Source organism: Rhizobacter sp. (assembly GCF_046595475.1).
Classification (GTDB): Bacteria; Pseudomonadota; Gammaproteobacteria; order Burkholderiales; family Burkholderiaceae_C; genus Rhizobacter.
Genome location: NZ_JBKJOQ010000066.1, coordinates 39,469 through 56,414, shown reverse-complemented (window position 1 = coordinate 56,414; position 16,946 = coordinate 39,469). Strand labels below are relative to the sequence as shown.

11 protein-coding genes and 1 pseudogene are annotated in these 16,946 nt (G+C 64.4%); 11 read left to right on the top strand and 1 reads right to left on the bottom strand.

What is annotated here, in order from left to right:
- Positions 1–78: 78 nt before the first annotated feature.
- Positions 79–1,413: pseudogene (locus tag AC30QB_RS11995) on the top strand (S8 family peptidase); the annotation flags it as partial.
- A 706-nt stretch (positions 1,414–2,119) separates the two neighbouring features.
- On the opposite strand, the gene ppsR reads toward AC30QB_RS11995, so the two are convergent.
- The gene (ppsR, locus tag AC30QB_RS11990; RefSeq protein ID WP_489546449.1) at positions 2,120–2,941 is read right to left on the bottom strand and encodes a posphoenolpyruvate synthetase regulatory kinase/phosphorylase PpsR; all 822 of its coding nucleotides are present in this window, start codon (positions 2,939–2,941) and stop codon (positions 2,120–2,122) included.
- A gap of 237 nt (positions 2,942–3,178) precedes the next feature.
- On the opposite strand from ppsR, the gene ppsA reads away from it, so the two are divergent.
- The 10 genes from ppsA to AC30QB_RS11940 all read left to right on the top strand — a co-directional run bounded on the left by ppsA (position 3,179) and on the right by AC30QB_RS11940 (position 16,901).
- Positions 3,179–5,578, top strand: a complete 2,400-nt coding sequence (ppsA, locus tag AC30QB_RS11985) for a phosphoenolpyruvate synthase (RefSeq protein ID WP_489546451.1) — start codon at positions 3,179–3,181, stop codon at positions 5,576–5,578.
- A gap of 64 nt (positions 5,579–5,642) precedes the next feature.
- Positions 5,643–5,906, top strand: coding sequence for a DUF4212 domain-containing protein (locus tag AC30QB_RS11980; RefSeq protein ID WP_489546448.1), 264 nt, complete (start codon positions 5,643–5,645; stop codon positions 5,904–5,906).
- Positions 5,899–7,974: a sodium:solute symporter family protein gene (locus AC30QB_RS11975; RefSeq protein WP_489546447.1), complete on the top strand. Its 2,076-nt coding sequence runs from the start codon at positions 5,899–5,901 to the stop codon at positions 7,972–7,974. Before AC30QB_RS11980 ends, AC30QB_RS11975 begins: the two co-directional genes overlap by 8 nt.
- A 158-nt stretch (positions 7,975–8,132) precedes the next feature.
- Positions 8,133–8,504, top strand: coding sequence for a 30S ribosomal protein S6 (gene rpsF / locus AC30QB_RS11970; protein WP_489546446.1), 372 nt, complete (start codon positions 8,133–8,135; stop codon positions 8,502–8,504).
- Positions 8,505–8,544: 40 nt separating this feature from the next.
- Positions 8,545–8,826: a primosomal replication protein N gene (priB, locus tag AC30QB_RS11965; protein ID WP_489546445.1), complete on the top strand. Its 282-nt coding sequence runs from the start codon at positions 8,545–8,547 to the stop codon at positions 8,824–8,826.
- 63 nt (positions 8,827–8,889) lie between these two features.
- A complete protein-coding gene (gene rpsR / locus AC30QB_RS11960; RefSeq protein ID WP_174325392.1) occupies positions 8,890–9,180 on the top strand; it encodes a 30S ribosomal protein S18 in 291 nt (96 codons plus the stop codon).
- Positions 9,181–9,191: 11 nt separating this feature from the next.
- Complete coding sequence (rplI, locus tag AC30QB_RS11955; protein WP_489546444.1) at positions 9,192–9,644, top strand: 50S ribosomal protein L9; 453 nt, start codon at positions 9,192–9,194, stop codon at positions 9,642–9,644.
- 137 nt (positions 9,645–9,781) lie between these two features.
- Positions 9,782–11,209, top strand: coding sequence for a replicative DNA helicase (gene dnaB, locus AC30QB_RS11950; protein WP_489546443.1), 1,428 nt, complete (start codon positions 9,782–9,784; stop codon positions 11,207–11,209).
- Between the two features lie 190 nt (positions 11,210–11,399).
- Positions 11,400–13,166 (top strand): carbamoyltransferase family protein, encoded by a 1,767-nt coding sequence (locus AC30QB_RS11945; protein ID WP_489546442.1) that lies wholly within the window; start codon positions 11,400–11,402, stop codon positions 13,164–13,166.
- A 3-nt stretch (positions 13,167–13,169) separates the two neighbouring features.
- Complete coding sequence (locus AC30QB_RS11940; protein WP_489546441.1) at positions 13,170–16,901, top strand: MupA/Atu3671 family FMN-dependent luciferase-like monooxygenase; 3,732 nt, start codon at positions 13,170–13,172, stop codon at positions 16,899–16,901.
- Positions 16,902–16,946 lie beyond the last annotated feature (45 nt).

Genomic DNA, 16,946 nt, shown 5'->3' with positions numbered 1-16,946 from the left:
CTTGCGGGTTTGCGAGCCCGGTTGCTTCAGAATTCTGGCGCGCTACCAGGCCCCGCTCTCCTCAACCTGATCATCGTGATGCGACACCCCCACCTCCTTGCTGTAGTTTCAGTGGCTCTCCTCGCTCCCCTTGTTGGCCATGCCGGCGTCAATATCGGAACCGGGGCCACGGCGCAGGGCGTTGGGGACGCCGACTTCGTCGACCGGTTCATCGTTCGACTGCGGGATCGCGGGAGCGACCCAAGCCTCCAACTGGCCGCGATCGGCTCCCGGTTCGGCGAGCGGCTCCAGCACGTGCGGGCCATGTCCGGCGGCGCGCATGTGGTCCGCCTCGGTCGCGGCGTGCTGCGACGCGAGGCCCGCTCGGTTGCTAGCCTGCTGGCCAGCGACTCGCGTATCGAATGGATGGAGCCGGACGCCGTGATGCATCCTATGGTGGTGCCGAATGACACGATGTTCGGCCAGCAGTGGCACTATTTCGAGCCGCAGGGCGGCATCAACCTGCCGGCGGCCTGGGACATCACCAAGGGGTCGGTCCAGATCGCGATCGCCGTCATCGATACGGGTATCCTGCCCCATGCGGAACTGGCCGGCCGGTACCTCGGTGGCTATGACTTCATCTCCGATCCCGCAACGGCCAACGACGGCGATGGTCGCGACTCCAATCCTGCGGATCCCGGCGACTTCGGATGCAACGGTTCTGCCAGCAGTTGGCATGGAACCCATGTCGCCGGCACCATCGGTGCCGCCAGCAACAATGGCAATGGCGTCGCCGGCATCAATTGGGTGTCCAAGATCGTACCGGTGCGCGTGCTCGGCAAGTGCGGCGGCTACACCTCCGACATCGTCGACGGCATGCGCTGGGCTGCAGGCATCACCGTCCCCGGCGTGCCCGCCAATCCGAACCCGGTCCGGGTGGAGAACCTGAGCTTGGGTGGCGACGGTGCATGCTCACAGTCATTCCAGAGTGCCGTCAACGACGTCGTGGCCCGGGGGACGGTCGTCGTCGTGGCCGCCGGAAACTCCAATGTCGATGCCGCCGCCTCCCAGCCCGCAAGTTGCGTCAACGTCATCGCCGTCGGCGCCACCACGCGCAATGGCGGCCGAGCGGGGTACAGCAACTTCGGCTCCAAGCTGACGATCTCGGCGCCGGGCGGCGGGGGCAACGACGGAATCCTGTCGACTCTGAACGCCGGCTCCTCTTCGCCGGGTGCGGACAGTTATGCCTGGTTCCAGGGCACCAGCATGGCCGCGCCCCATGTCAGCGGAGTGGTGTCGCTCATGCTGTCCATCGATCCCTCGCTGACGCCCGCACAAGTTTCACAGCGCATCCGCCAGGCGGCTCGCCCGTTTCCGGGCGGAACCGGCGCCGATTGCAACATCACTGCCTGCGGGGCTGGCATCCTCGACGCGGCCGCCAGCCTTGCGGGCTTGTCGGGCGCACCCGCTCCGGCGCCCGCAGGGTGGACCACCGTCGCATCCGAGGGCCAGACCTTCACGCTCAACGGCACCCGCACGGTTCGCTACGGCATAGGCTCCAGCTGGGTCATCAAGGATGTCACCAACGGCGGGTCGTGTACGAACGCCTACTTTGGATCGGATCCGGCAGTCGGCATCGTCAAGCACTGTGATGTTTCCGACGCCGCACCGGCTCCGGCTCCGGCTCCGGCTCCGGCTCCAGGCTGGACCCAGATCGCCACGGAGGGTCAGTCCTTCTCGGTGGTCGGGACCCAGACCGTGCGCTACGGTAGCGGCGCGAGCTGGCTGACTCGCAGCGTGACGACCAGCGGCACTTGCAGCAACGCGTTCTTCGGCGGCGACCCCGCGTATGGCGTCTTCAAGGAGTGCGACGTGGCGGCGACCGCATCCTGGACCCGGATTGCCGGAGAAGGCCAGTCGTTCAGCGTCAGCGGTACTCAGACCGTCCGCTATGGCAGCGGCTCCAGCTGGATCACGCGGAGCGTAACGGGCAGCGGAAGCTGTACCAATGCCTATTTTGGCAGCGATCCCCTCGTCGGAGTTGTCAAGCAATGCGAGGTTGCCGCCTGAGCAGTGTGAGTTCGCCGCTGCCGGCTCGTCGACCACCGACCGAGGGGCGATGGCCGGCCCTGCGTGGCGGTCAGTACATCAGCCGGTCCGGCTGGAGATCGCGCAGGATCGTTGTCGCGATTTCTTCGATCGACTTGTGGGTCGACGACAACCAGGCGATGCCTTCACGCCGCATCATCGCTTCGCCTTCCGCAACTTCGTAGCGGCAGTTCTCGATCGAGGCGTAGCGGCTGTTCGGCCGGCGCTCGTGGCGGATCTGGTTCAGCCGCTCTGGATCGATCGTCAGCCCGAAGCACTTGGCCTTGAAGGGGGCGAGACTCGACGGAATCTGGCCGCGATCGAAGTCCTCCGGGATCAGCGGGTAGTTCGCCGCCTTGATGCCGTGCTGCATCGCCAGGTAGAGCGACGTCGGCGTCTTGCCGCTGCGGCTGACCCCAACGAGGATGACGTCGGCCTGGGCCAGATTCTTGGCCGACTGGCCGTCGTCGTGGGCGAGCGAAAAGTTGATCGCCTCGATGCGGTCGGTGTACTCCTGGCTCTTGGCGACATCGGAAAAGCGCCCGATGCGGTGGTTCGACGTGATACCGAACTCGGCTTCCAGGGGCTCGATGAAGGTGTTGAACATGTCGAGCACCAAGCCCTTGGACTGGCTCTTGACGATGGCCAGGATCTCGGGATCGACGAGTGTCACGAAAACGATCGGTCGCTTGCCCTCGAGCAGCAGCGCGTGATCGATCTCGCGCACGACCTGGTACGCCTTGTCGGGGGAGTCGATGAAGGGTCGCCTCACGTGCCGCGGCTTGGCCGCGAACTGCGACAGGATCGAGTTGCCGAAGGTCTCGGCAGTGATGCCGGTGCCGTCGGAGACGAAGAACACGGTGCGATGCGGCATGGGCGGCTTTCGGGAAGGGCGCACACGATGATAGGCATGTCGGAGAGCGGATCTGTCGGCTCGCTAGAATGACTTCGCATCCTTCCAGCCTCCCGTGAAAGCCGCTCCCCGCTCCTCGTCATGCGCCGCCCGCCGCGGGCTCGCGCGAGCAGGTCGAAGCCGCCCACAGCACGCTGCCGTCAGAGCGGCGGCCAGGGGTCAGGAAGCCCCGGTTTTTTGTCATTACGGAGCTTTCCCATGCCATCCAGCCACTTGGCGACCGCCCTGGTCGTACCCCTCGATCAACTGAGGATGACCGATGTCGAGGCGGTCGGCGGCAAGAACGCCTCCCTCGGCGAGATGATCAGCCAGCTCAGCGGGTCGGGTGTGCGCGTGCCGGGCGGATTTGCCACCACCTCGAACGCCTTTCGCGCGTTCCTGGCTCACGACGGCCTGGCCGCGCGCATCGCCAAGCGGCTGACCGGACTCGACTCGGACGATGTCCGCGCCCTGGCCGAGGCCGGCGCCGAGATCCGCAACTGGATCGAGCAGACGCCGTTCCCGCCCGAAGTCGAAAGCGCCATCCGCGCGGCATTCGAGCAACTCACCCGCGGGGACGCGCCCGGTACCTCCTTTGCCGTGCGTTCGTCGGCCACCGCCGAGGACCTTCCCGACGCGTCGTTCGCTGGCCAGCAGGAGACCTTCCTGAATGTCGTCGGCATCGACGACGTTCTCGCCAAGATGCGCCAGGTCTTTGCCAGCCTCTACAACGACCGGGCCATCAGCTACCGCGTCCACAAGGGCTACGCGCACGGCGACGTCGCGCTCTCGGCCGGAGTCCAGCGGATGGTGCGCTCGGATCTCGGCTCGGCCGGTGTGATGTTCACGATGGACACCGAGAGCGGCTTCACCGGCGTGGTCTTCATCACGTCGAGCTACGGCCTCGGCGAAACCGTGGTCCAGGGCGCGGTGAACCCGGACGAGTTCTACGTCCACAAGCACGCCCTCAAGGTCGGCAAGTTCGGCATCATCCGCCGCAATCTCGGCTCCAAGCTGCTCCGGATGGAATATGCCAGCGCCGCCGAGAAGGGCGCAGGCGGGCACCTGGTCAAGACGGTCGACACCTCGCCCGAGCAGCGCAACCGCTACTCCCTCACCGACGCCGAAGTCACAGAACTCGCCGGCTACGCGGTGACCATCGAGCAGCACTACGGGCGTCCGATGGACATCGAGTGGGGCAAGGACGGGGTCGACGGCAAGCTCTACATCCTGCAGGCCCGGCCCGAGACCGTGAAGAGCCGCAAGGACGGCCCTGGCGAGCAGCGCTACAAGCTCAAGGGCAAAGGCACCGTGCTGGCAGAGGGCCGCGCCATCGGCCAGAAGATCGGCACCGGTCCGGTGCGGCTGGTACACAGCCTGAGCGAGATGGACAAGGTGCAGGCCGGCGACGTGCTGGTGACCGACATGACCGACCCGAACTGGGAGCCGGTGATGAAGCGGGCCTCAGCCATCGTCACCAACCGCGGCGGCCGCACCTGTCACGCCGCCATCATCGCCCGCGAACTCGGCATCCCTGCGGTGGTCGGCTGCGGCGATGCCACCGAACGGCTGAAGGAGGGCGCGCTCGTCACCGTTGCCTGCTCCGAGGGCGACACCGGCTACATCTACGACGGGCTGCTCGAGACCGAGATCACCGACGTGCTGCGGGGCGAGCTGCCGTACTGCCCGGTCAAGATCATGATGAACGTGGGCAATCCGCAACTGGCCTTCGATTTCTGCCAGATGCCCAACAGCGGTGTCGGCCTGGCGCGGCTCGAGTTCATCATCAACAACAACATCGGCGTGCATCCGAAGGCGATCCTCGACTACCCGAACATCGATCTCGACCTGAAGAAGGCGGTGGAGTCGGTGGCGCGCGGGCATGCCTCGCCACGTGCCTTCTATGTCGACAAGCTGGTTGAAGGGGTGGCCACCATTGCCGCGGCCTTCTGGCCCAAGCCGGTGATCGTGCGCTTGAGCGATTTCAAGAGCAATGAATACCGCAAGCTGATCGGTGGCTCGCGCTACGAGCCGGAAGAAGAGAACCCGATGCTGGGCTTTCGTGGGGCGTCGCGCTATGTAAGCGAGGCTTTCGGCGAAGCCTTTGCGATGGAGTGCGAGGCCCTCAAGCGCGTGCGTAACGAGATGGGCCTCAACAACGTCGAGATCATGGTGCCTTTCGTGCGCACGCTGGGCCAGGCCAAGCGCGTTACCGAGATGCTGGCAGAGCGCGGGCTCAAGCGCGGGCAAGAAGGCTTGCGCGTCATCATGATGTGTGAGGTTCCCAGCAACGCCATCCTTGCCGAGCAGTTCCTCGAGTACTTCGACGGCATGTCGATCGGCTCCAACGATCTGACGCAGCTCACCTTGGGCCTCGATCGTGATTCGGGCATGGAGATCTTGGCCAAAGACTTCGACGAGCGTGACCCTGCTGTCAAGGCGATGATCTCGCGCGCCATCGCCGCCTGCCGCGCGGTGGGCAAGTACGTGGGCATCTGCGGGCAGGGCCCCAGCGACTACCCCGACTTCGCCGACTGGCTGGCCGCCGAGGGCATCGTGTCGATCTCGCTCAACCCCGACTCGGTGGTCGACACCTGGCGCAGGCTGGCCCGCAGGTGAGGGGCGGCGCCGCGGGTTGTTGAGGATGGCGCGCGGCGGCTTGCGCGCTTGAGAATCGGCCCCGATGGCTGGGCAAGCAACCGACACACGCGCCGCGTACTGGCGCAAGAACCTGCGAATCACGTCGGCCTTGCTGGTCGCGTGGTTCGTGGTGACCTTCGTGGTGACCTACTTCGCGCGAGAGCTGAGTTTTAGCTTCTTCGGCTGGCCGTTCAGCTTCTGGGTTGCGGCGCAGGGTGCGCTGCTGGTGTACCTGGCGCTGATCGGCGGGTATGCGTGGTTCATGAACCGGCTCGACGGCAGCCTGGAAGGCGAAGGCGATGGCTGAGCTGACGAACCAGGCCGCGTTTACGCGCCAGCTCAATCGCATCTATGGCGCCTATGTTCTCGGGCTGCTGATCTTCATCGCCGCCTTGGCGTGGCTCGAGATGATGGGCTTGTCGCGCCGCTGGATCGGTGTGATCTTCCTGCTGGCAACCGTGCTGCTGTACGCCGGCATCGGCGTTATCAGCCGCACCACCGATGCCGACGAGTACTACGTGGCTGGGCGCCGCGTGCCGGCGGTCTACAACGGCATGGCCACGGCAGCAGACTGGATGTCGGCAGCGTCCTTCATCAGCCTGGCCGGCACCATGTACTTGCAGGGCTACGCTGGCCTGGCCTTCATCATGGGGTGGACCGGCGGCTACTGCCTAGTAGCGCTGCTGCTTGCGCCGTATTTGCGCCGGTTCGGCCAGTACACCATCCCCGACTTCCTGGGCGCTCGTTACGGCAGTCACGGGCCCCGTGTGATGGGTGTGGTGGCGGCGATTCTCTGCTCGTTCACCTATGTGGTGGCACAGGTCTATGCCATCGGCCTCATCGTCAGCCACCTCACCGGCGTGGCCTTCGAGATCGGCATCTTTCTCGGGCTTGGTGGCATCTTGGTCTGCTCCTTCCTCGGCGGCATGCGCGCGGTGACATGGACGCAGATTGCGCAGTACATCGTCATCGTGATCGCCTTTCTGGTGCCGGTGTTCTGGCTGTCAGTGAAGCAGACCGGCGTGCCCTTGCCGCAAGCGATCTATGGCACGCAGCTCGAGAAGGTGACGCAGCGAGAGAAGGTCTTGCGGGCCGACCCGAAAGAGATCGAGGTCATCGCTGCCTACAAGGCCCGCGCCCAAGAGTTCGCCGTAAAACTGAAAGATGTGCCCGCCGCGCTGGCGAGCGAGCAGCGGGCCGCACGACAGCGGGTGGTTGATCTGAGTTCCGCTGACGCGCCGATGGCGCAGATTCAGTCTGCAAAAAAAGCCCTGCTCGCGTTGCCCCGCGATGCAGATGCCGCTCGCGTCGCGTGGAAGCAGGCTCAGGCCAGCAACGAAGCCCGCGCGCAGCCGCTGGCTGGCATGCCTCCGCATGGTCTGCCTTTTGCGGGCGACCCCGCGGGCTCACCCGCTGAGCAACACGCATACGAAGATTCGCGCCGCAACTTTCTGGCCTTGGTGTTCTGCCTGACCATAGGCACCGCTGCCTTGCCGCACCTGCTGATGCGCTGCTACACCACGCCCTCGGTGCGCCAGGCCCGCCAGTCTGTGACGTGGTCGCTGTTCTTCATCTTGCTGCTCTATCTCTCGGCCCCGGCGCTGGCGGTGCTGGTGAAATACGAGGTGTTGAACGTGCTGGTGGGCACGCCCTTCGACAGCCTGCCAGCCTGGATCGCCAACTGGGCCAAGGTCGACCCGGCCTTGCTTTCGGTGACAGATATCAACCACGATGGCGTGCTGCAACTGGGTGAAATCCGCATCGGCACCGACATGATCGTGCTCGCCACACCCGAGATCGGAGGCCTGCCGTTTGTCGTCTCGGGCATGGTGGCAGCCGGGGCGCTGGCGGCGGCCTTGTCTACCGCTGATGGGCTGCTGCTCACCATCTCCAATGCCTTGTCGCACGACATTTACTTCAAAATGCTCGACCCGAGTGCCTCGAACGGGCGTCGCGTCACCATCTCGAAGATGCTGTTGCTGGTGGTGGCGTTGGGCGCAGCGGCGGTGGCAGCGCAGAAGCCGGCCGACATCGTGTTTCTCGTCTCGGCGGCGTTCTCGATTGCGGCATCTGCCTTGTTCCCGGTCTTGGTGCTGGGCGTGTTCTGGAAGCGCGCCAATGCGACGGGTGCCGTGCTCGGCATGGTCAGTGGCTTGCTGCTCACGCTTTACTACATGGTGCACAACGAGCCCTGGATGCGTGACACCTTTGGTATTTCAGCCCCCGTTGACTTGTGGTTTGGCATACAGCCGATTTCCGCAGGCGTCTTCGGTGTGCTGCTGGGCTTTGCCGTGACCGTGGTGGGCAGCCTGATGACCCGCCCCGGTGGCCAGCCCAGTGACGACTGGGTGGACGGCATTCGACACCCGCGCTAGACCGCTGGCCGCCATGGCGGCTTTCAGAGTAGAATCGCGGGCTTACCTTGCCACACCCGGTTGACAGGTCATTCTGACTTGTCACACAGACGCCTACGGGGTGGCTTACCCGAAACCTGCCGATGTTCGGTGGGGGTCGGAAACCAGAAGGAGTCTCAATGCGTCATTACGAAATCATTTTGCTCATCCATCCGGATCAGAGCGAACAGGTTCCGGCCATGCTGGAGCGCTACAAGAGCACGGTCACCGCAGGCGGTGGCAAGGTGCACCGAGTTGAAGATTGGGGCCGTCGCCAGATGGCTTACCTGATCCAGAAGCTCGCCAAGGCTCATTACCTGTGCATCAACATCGAAGCCAGCAAAGAAGTGCTGGCCGAGCTGGAAACGGGTTTCCGTTTCAACGATGCCGTTCTGCGCCACCTGACCGTCGTGAAGACCAAGGCCGAAACCGGCCCGTCCGTCATGATGAAGTCGGTGGAAAAGGAAGATGCCCGCAAGGCACCGCAGCAACAGCAGGAGGCCTCGGCCTGAGATTGATGGTGCCCAACGCGCTCTGCGTTGTTGATGCGGCATGAACCGAGTGGTTCTGTCAGCGCAACTGGTAGAGCGGGGCGCGGTGAGATACACACCTGCCGGCATTCCGGCCTGCGATTTGAGCCTCAAGCACGAATCACAGGTCACCGAAGCCGGCCAGCCTCGCAAAATCTTCATGGAGATGCGTGCGGTGGTCATCGGTGAACTCACACAGCGCTTGGTCGGGCTGGAGATCGGAGCAGCAGGCACCTTTGCCGGCTTTCTGACCAACCAGCGCAACGGCCGCGGCACTGTCCTGCATGTGACCGAATTCGAGTGAGCCCAGAACCTGGTGTTCTCCGCTCAATGTTTGTTCCGGATAGATATTCAAGTGAGGTGAAAAATGCCCCCGCCACGTGGTAAAGGTCGGTTCTCGAAGGACCGCAAACCCAAACGCAACCAACAGTCCCTGCTGTTCCGCCGCAAGCGCTTTTGCCGCTTCACGGTGACCGGTGTCGAGCAAATCGACTACAAGGACATCGACACGCTGCGCGACTTCATCGGTGAAAACGGCAAGATCACGCCCGCCCGCCTGACAGGTACGCGTGCCTTCTTCCAGCGCCAGCTGACCACCTGTATCAAGCGCGCCCGCTTCCTGGCGATGCTGCCGTACAGCGATCAGCACAAGGTCTGAGGAGCAAACACATGCAAATCATCCTGCTGGAAAAAGTCGCCAACCTCGGCGACTTGGGCGACGTCGTCAAAGTCAAAGACGGCTACGCACGCAACTTCCTGATCCCCTCGCGCTCGGCTCGCCGCGCCACCGAGTCGGCCATCAAGGAGTTCGAAGCCAAGCGCGCTGAGCTCGAAAAAGCGGCCGCCGAGAAGCTGGCCGTGGCACAAGCCTTGGGCGAGAAGATGAGCGGTCGCACCGTTCACATCACACAAAAGTCGGGTGTCGATGGTCGTCTGTTCGGTTCGGTGACGAACAACGACATCGCCGAGGCGCTGACGCGCATCGACTTCAAGGTGAGCAAGTCGCAAGTGCGCCTGCCCAATGGTCCGCTGAAGACTGTAGGCGAGCACACGGTGAGCGTGGCTCCGCACACCGATGTGGTGGTCGAGGTCAAGGTCGTTGTGGTCGGCGAAACCACTTAAGGTTTTCCTGCTTCGCACAAAAGGGTCGGCTTGCGCCGGCCCTTTTGCTTTGCTCACACAGATTTCCACTGGCTAGCCCCTGGATTTCCACAGCCTTGTACACACCCTCCGACTGAGGGCGCCCGTATCATTCTTCGATGGCCGTCGTATTCCCCAGCACTGAATTTCCTGCCCATTCGTCACGCAATGACGATGAGGTTTCGCGGCTGCGCATTCCGCCGCACTCCATCGAAGCCGAACAGAGCGTGATCGGCGGTTTGTTGATCGACAACAGCGCCTGGGACCGCGCGGGCGACCTGCTCACCGACAGCGACTTCTATCGCCATGAGCACCGCCTGATCTACGCCGCCATCGGCAATCTCATGAACGGCTCCAAGCCGGCTGACGTGATCACCGTGTTCGAGCGGCTGCAAAGCCTGGGCAAGGCTGAAGACTGCGGCGGCCTGGTCTACCTCAACGCGCTGGCGCAGAGCGTGCCCAGCGCCGCCAACCTGCGTCGCTACGCCGAGATCGTGCGTGAGCGCGCTGTGCTGCGCAAGCTGGTGGCCGCCAGCGATGAGATCGCCACGGCAGCGTTCAACCCGCAGGGCCGTCCGGTGCCGCAGATCCTTGACGAAGCTGAAAGCAAGATCTTCAAGATCGGCGAAGAAGGCTCTCGCTCGCGCCAGGGTTTCATCAGCATGGACACGCTGGTGGTGCAGCTGATCGACCGCGTGAACGAGCTGCACGAAAACGGCGCTGAAGAAGTGACGGGCGTGCGCACGGGCTTCTATGACATGGACAAGATGACGGCGGGTTTGCAGCCGGGCGACTTGATCGTGCTCGCCGCCCGGCCATCGATGGGCAAGACCGCCTTCGCCCTCAACATTGCCGAGCACGTGGCCGTCAACGAAGGCTTGCCCGTGGTGGTGTTCTCGATGGAAATGGGCGCCGCGCAGCTGGCGCTGCGGATGGTGGGTTCGCTCGGCCGCATCGATCAGAGCAACCTGCGCACCGGCAAGCTGCGCGACGACGAATGGGGCCGCCTTTCCGAAGCCGTTGAAAAGCTCGGCAAGACTTCGGTGTTCATTGACGAAGGCTCAGCCCTCACGCCGACCGAGCTGCGCGCCCGTGCCCGCCGCCAGGCCCGCCAATGCGGCCAGTTGGGCTTGATCGTGGTCGATTACCTGCAGCTGATGAGCGGCAGCGGCGGTGGCAGCGAAGAAAACCGCGCGACGGTGATCGGCGAAATCTCGCGCGGCCTCAAGTCGCTGGCCAAGGAACTGAAGTGCCCTGTCATCGCCTTGTCACAGCTCAACCGAAGCGTTGAAACCCGCACCGACAAACGCCCCATGATGAGCGACTTGCGCGAGTCGGGCGCTATTGAGCAAGACGCCGACGTCATCATGTTCATCTACCGCGATGACTACTACACCAAAGAGGCCAGCAAGGAGCCGGGTGTCGCCGAGATCATCATCGGCAAGCAGCGTAACGGCCCCACAGGCACGGTGAAGCTCGCGTTCCTCAAGCCCCTGACAAAGTTCGAGAACATGGCGCCGGGTAGTTCTGGCGCAGACATGTACTAGCGCGACAGTGCGTCCGTCGCTCGATCAGCCGATTGGGTGTGAACTAAATATCGAAAACCACCCGCCTGCGGCCGCTTGAATGAGGGGGCGCGCACGGCAAAGGGAGTCTCGCGAGCCTCAACCTGAGGGATGATTCGGGCTCGCGCGTATTTGCGCTGACAGCTCGGTCGAACTAAGGGAGTAATTTTTCGTGAACATCCTGGGACTCAGCGGCTTCGACAACGCCGTATCTTTCAAGCGCCGCCATTTCTCCGACCTGGAATCGCGGGCCTATCGCATTGCCCAGGGGTTTGATTCGGCCGCGGTGCTGCTGAAAGACGGCGCCGTGCAGTTCGGGATCGCCGAAGAGCGCATCTCGCGCGAGAAGGCCACGGGCGCCTTCCCGGTGCAATCGATCAAGGCCTGCTTGGCGCACTCGCACATCAGCCCAGGTGACATCGACTTTGTCGCCCACGCCTTCGACTACGGCCCCCACAAGGCCGGCATGCAGGAAGAGGCCTACTACCGGGCGCAGTACGACGAGGTGTATGACTCTTCGCTGCAGGTGCGCCGCCTTGAAGACAACTTCCCGGGTGTCGACTGGGCCAGCCGCTTCGTCGCCGTGCCGCACCACTTGGCCCACGCAGCCAGCGCCTTTTACCAAAGCGGTTTCACCGAGTCACTTGTCTTTGTGAGCGACGGCATGGGCGAGACCGACAGCATGACGGTCTACACCGCCCGCGGCGCTGACCTGAAGCTTATTGCCTCAGTGCCGGCCTTCCACTCGTTGGGCGTGCTCTACAGCGTCTTCACGCTGTACCTCGGCTTCGACTTCAACATGGACGAGTACAAGGTCATGGGCCTGGCGCCATTTGGCGACAAGCGCAAGTACTTCAACCAGGTGATGGAGCTGGTGCGCCTGAAAGACGATGGCACTTATGCCATCCCGCTGTTTGCGCAGAACCAGACCGTGCTGCAGCGTGAATCGCATTCCGGTGTGGTGGCTGCCATGGTCGAGCGCTTCGGCCCGGCCCGCACGCCAGAAGGCGAGATGAACCAGCACTACAAGGACCTGGCTGCCGCCATGCAGGCCGTGCTGCAGACGGTGCAGCTGCACGTGTTGCGTCACTTCGCCAACAGCACCGGGCTCGACAGCGTGTGCATGGCCGGTGGCGTGTCGCTTAACTGCACGGCCAACGGCATCATCAAGCGCAGCCGCCTGTTCCGCAATGTGTTCGTGCAGCCCGCAGCAGGCGACGACGGTGCCGCCCTGGGCGCAGCTCTCTACGTGCAACACACCCGCAAGCCCGGCACGCCCGCGCCGCGGATTGACGCGCCGCTGTGGGGGCCAGAGTACAGCCGCGACGAGATCAAGAAGGTGCTCGACGCGCGCACCGACATCGTCGTGCAGCAGTTCGACAACTTCGACGACGTGACTGCCGCCACCGCCGAGCGCCTCGAGCGCGGCGAGATCCTGGGCTGGTTCCAGGGCCGCATGGAATTCGGCCCGCGTGCCCTGGGCTGCCGCAGCATCATTGCCGACCCGCGGCCGGCCGACATGCGCAACCGCGTCAACATGCTGATCAAGAAGCGCGAGGGCTTTCGCCCCTTCGCCCCCGCTGTGGCTGCTGAGAAAGCCACCGAGTACTTCGAGATCGACGCCGGCGACGAAGAGACCTTCAATCACATGCTGTTCGTGCTGCCGGTGCGTCAGGCCTACCGCGACAAGCTGCATGCCATCACCCACATCGACGGCACGGCGCGAGTGCAGACCGTTACGCGCGATACCAACCAGCGCTTCTACGACCTGCTCAAGGCCTTCGAGGTCAAGGCCGGCCTGCCGGTGGTGCTGAACACTTCGTTCAACGTGCGTGGTCAGCCCATCGTATGCAACCCGGTCGAGGCAGTGGACACCTTCCTGTCCGCGGGGCTGGCTGCCCTGGTGATCGACAACTTCATCGTGACTGCGAAGAAATAAATGATGCGTGCTGAGCTTGCCCACCAGATCACCTATTGGCAGCAACAGGTGGCCGCTGCGGCACCTGCGTTCGAGTGGCCGATCGATCGGGCGCGCATGCCAGCACCTTCCTTCCTGCGCGAGAGCGCAACGCACGCCGTCTCGGTGCAACGCTGGAGCGCGGTGAAGCAGCTCAGCTCGGCCACCTCGGTCGATCCCTTCACCTTGGTCTTGGCCGCCACGGCCTTGCTGGCCTACCGCTACAGCGGTCAAGACGATCTCTGGATCGGCAGCGCCGCCACGGCGCGCGATGCCGACGGCAGCGAGCGCGCCAACCTCGTGGGTGTGCGCATCGAAGTGCCTGTCGACGGCAGCGTCGCCGACTTTGTGGCCGGCGTGCAGCGCTCTGTCGCGGTCACAGGCGAGCATCGCGATGCTCCTTTTTCGACCGTGGCTGCCGCGGCCGGCTCACCGCTGTTTCGCACCCTGGTGTTGCCTGAAGGTGTCGCCAGCCCGCTCTGGCAAGGCGCCCAGGCTCCGAACCCGCAGCGCATGGGTGCGCATGCAGCCGATTGCGATTTCGTGCTTTCGGTCGCATCGCAAGGTGAGGGCGCCGAGCTGCGCGTGCAGTACGACCCCGATCTCTTCGACGCCATCACTGTCGAACGCCTGCTCGGCCAGATCGACACCGTACTGGGCGCCATCGCCACCGGCGGCGACCTGCGCCTGCTGGCGGTGCCGCTCGTCACCGAAACGGAGCGTACGCGCCTGGTGGGCGAATGGAATCGCACCGACCGCGAGTACGACCGCCAGACCTCCGTGCACGCGCTGATAGAAGCGCAAGCCCAGAAGACCCCCGATGCGCCGGCCCTTGTGTTCGCGGGTGAGACGCTCAGCTACGCCGAGCTCGACGCCAGTGCCAACCGCCTCGCGCACCTGCTCATCAGCAAAGGCGTGGGCCCCGACGTGCCCGTGGGCGTGTGCATTGAGCGCTCAGCCACGATGGTGATTGCCGTGCTCGCCGTGCTGAAGGCCGGTGGCGCCTACATCCCGATGGACCCGAGCTACCCGGCCCAACGCATTGCGTACATGGCCGAAGACTCGCACGTGCGCCTGGTGCTGGCCGACCACGCCATTGCGGGTGCCGGCGCTGAAGTGCTGCGCGTCGAATCCATTCCCGAAGCCGACTTCCCTGATACCAGCCCCGGCTCGCGCTGCAACTCAAACAACCTCGCCTACATCATCTATACCTCGGGTTCGACCGGCAACCCCAAGGGGGTGATGATCGAGCACCGCAACGTCGTCAACTTCTTCGCGGGCATGGACGACCGCCTGGGCACAGAGCCCGGCATCTGGCTGGCCGTCACCAGCCTGTCGTTCGACATCTCGGTGCTGGAGCTGCTCTGGACACTGAGCCACGGCTTCCAGATCGTGATGCACGCCTCGCGCCCTGCGCCTGCGCGCGGCGCCACGGCCGCAGCCATGGACTTCGGCCTCTTCTACTTCGCAAGCGACGAGGGCGAATACGCCAACGCAAAGGGCCGCGAGAAGTACAAGCTGCTGCTCGACGGTGCCAAATTCGCCGACGACAACGGCTTCCTCGCCGTCTGGACGCCCGAGCGCCACTTTCACACCTTCGGTGGCCTCTACCCCAGCCCGGCGGTCGCGGCGGGTGCGCTGGCCGTGCACACGCAGCGCGTGAAGATTCGCGCCGGCAGCGTGGTGCTGCCCTTGCACAACCCGGTGCGCGTGACCGAAGAATGGTCGCTGGTCGACAACTTGTCCGAAGGCCGCGTCGGCATTTCGTTTGCTTCCGGCTGGCAGCCGCAAGACTTTGCGCTCGCGCCGCAGAACTATGCTGACCGCCACAACTTGATGTTCCAGGGCATCGAGACGATCCGCGCCCTCTGGCGGGGTGAAGAGCGCGTGATGCCGGGCGGCGACGGCAAGCCGGTGAGCGTCAGCACGCGGCCGCGCCCGGTGCAAGCCGAGCTGCCCATCTTTGTGACGGCGGGGGGCTCGCCCGAAACCTTCCGCAAAGCCGGTGAGATCGGTGCCAGCGTGCTCACCCATCTGCTGGGCCAGTCGGTCGAGCAGTTGGCCGACCGCATTGCTGTCTACCGCAAGGCCTGGCGTGACCACGGTCATGCAGGCGAGGGCCGTGTGGCCCTGATGCTGCACACCTTTGTGTCCGACGATCCCGCCATGGTGCGCAAGACGGTGCACCAGCCGCTGAAGAACTACCTCAAGGGCTCGGTGGGTTTGTTCGCGCCGGTCGCGGCCGCCAAGGGCCTGGACGTCAACAACCTCTCGCCCCAAGACCTCGAAGACCTGGCCGAGTTCGCCTTCGAGCGCTACTTCGAAACCAGCGGCCTGTTTGGCACGCCTGAGACCTGCGCTCCTTTCGTGGCCCAGCTCAAGGCGCTCGGTGTGGACGAGTTGGCCTGCCTGATCGACTTCGGCATTCCCGCCGCCACGGTGCTCGCCAACTTCGGCCACCTCAACGTGCTGCGCCAGCTTTGCGGCGGCCTGGGCACGGTGAATGTCGAGCCAAAGTCTGTTGGCGACATGCTGCGCGAGCACGCTGTCACCCACATGCAGTGCACGCCGTCGATGGCCAGCATGCTGGTCGGTGACGCCGAGCAAGCCGCTTCGCTGGCGTCGCTCAAGCGCATGATGGTCGGCGGCGAAGCGCTGTCTGAAACGCTGGCCTCCGAGCTGCGAGCGGCCATGCCGCAAGGTCGGTTGACCAATATGTACGGGCCCACCGAAACCACAGTCTGGTCGACCACGCATGATGTTGATGCAGCGGCAGGTGCGGTGCCCATCGGCAGCCCCATCGCCAACACCCAGGTTTATGTGCTCGATGCCGCGCTCAACCCGGCGCCCGCTGGCGTGGTCGGTGAGCTCTACATTGGTGGCGAGGGCGTGACACGCGGCTACTTCGAGCGCCCCGAGTTGACGGCCGAGCGCTTCGTTGCCGACCCGTTCACAGGCGCGCGCATGTACCGTACCGGCGACCTCGCGCGTTATCGCGCCAATGGCACGCTCGACTTCCTCGGCCGTGTCGACTTTCAGGTGAAGCTGCGTGGCTACCGCATCGAGCTGGGCGAGATCGAATCGGCCCTGCGCCGTGACGCGGCTGTGGCCGAAGCGGCCGTCATGGTCCAGGAAGACACGCCTGACGACAAGCGCCTGGTGGCTTACTTGGTCGCCCGCGCCGGCCAGACGATCGACGTCGATGGCCTGCGCAACCAGCTTCGTGCCCAGTTGGCCGAGTTCATGGTGCCGTCTGCGTTCGTCGTGTTGGCCGAGTTCCCGCGCACGCCGAACAACAAGCTCGATCGCAACGCGCTGGCCAAGGCTTCGCTGGTGGCCGCGGCACCTGCCGAGCAAACGTCGACTCAGGTACCAGGCCGCGTCGTCGCCAGTACCGCGGGTGGCGTCGCCCTGGCCGACCTGCAAGCGCAGATCGCCACCATCTGGCGCGAGGTGCTGAAGGTGACCAACGTGGGCGTGCGTGAAAACTTCTTCGACTTGGGCGGTCACTCGCTGCTTGTCGTCCATGTGCTGAACAAGGTGCGCGCCATCAGCTCGAAGGAAATCGGCATGACTGACATGTTCCGCTTCCCAACGGTGGAGTCGCTCGCCGCCCATTTGCATGTGGAGCCGGGAGATACTGATTCGGCGCAGCAAACTCTGTCGGGCGCGCGACAACGTGCGGCGGCGCGCCGCGGACGCCTGCGCAATGCCTGACCGCCGCTGGCGTTGGCCGGTGGCTGGTTTTGATGTTGCGCGAGT

Coding starts and splice junctions, on each gene's coding strand:
- ppsR (WP_489546449.1), bottom strand. CDS start 2,941: ATGCCGCATCGCACCGTGTTCTTCGTCTCCGACGGCACCGGCATCACT.
- ppsA (WP_489546451.1), top strand. CDS start 3,179: ATGCCATCCAGCCACTTGGCGACCGCCCTGGTCGTACCCCTCGATCAA.
- AC30QB_RS11980 (WP_489546448.1), top strand. CDS start 5,643: ATGGCTGGGCAAGCAACCGACACACGCGCCGCGTACTGGCGCAAGAAC.
- AC30QB_RS11975 (WP_489546447.1), top strand. CDS start 5,899: ATGGCTGAGCTGACGAACCAGGCCGCGTTTACGCGCCAGCTCAATCGC.
- rpsF (WP_489546446.1), top strand. CDS start 8,133: ATGCGTCATTACGAAATCATTTTGCTCATCCATCCGGATCAGAGCGAA.
- priB (WP_489546445.1), top strand. CDS start 8,545: ATGAACCGAGTGGTTCTGTCAGCGCAACTGGTAGAGCGGGGCGCGGTG.
- rpsR (WP_174325392.1), top strand. CDS start 8,890: ATGCCCCCGCCACGTGGTAAAGGTCGGTTCTCGAAGGACCGCAAACCC.
- rplI (WP_489546444.1), top strand. CDS start 9,192: ATGCAAATCATCCTGCTGGAAAAAGTCGCCAACCTCGGCGACTTGGGC.
- dnaB (WP_489546443.1), top strand. CDS start 9,782: ATGGCCGTCGTATTCCCCAGCACTGAATTTCCTGCCCATTCGTCACGC.
- AC30QB_RS11940 (WP_489546441.1), top strand. CDS start 13,170: ATGCGTGCTGAGCTTGCCCACCAGATCACCTATTGGCAGCAACAGGTG.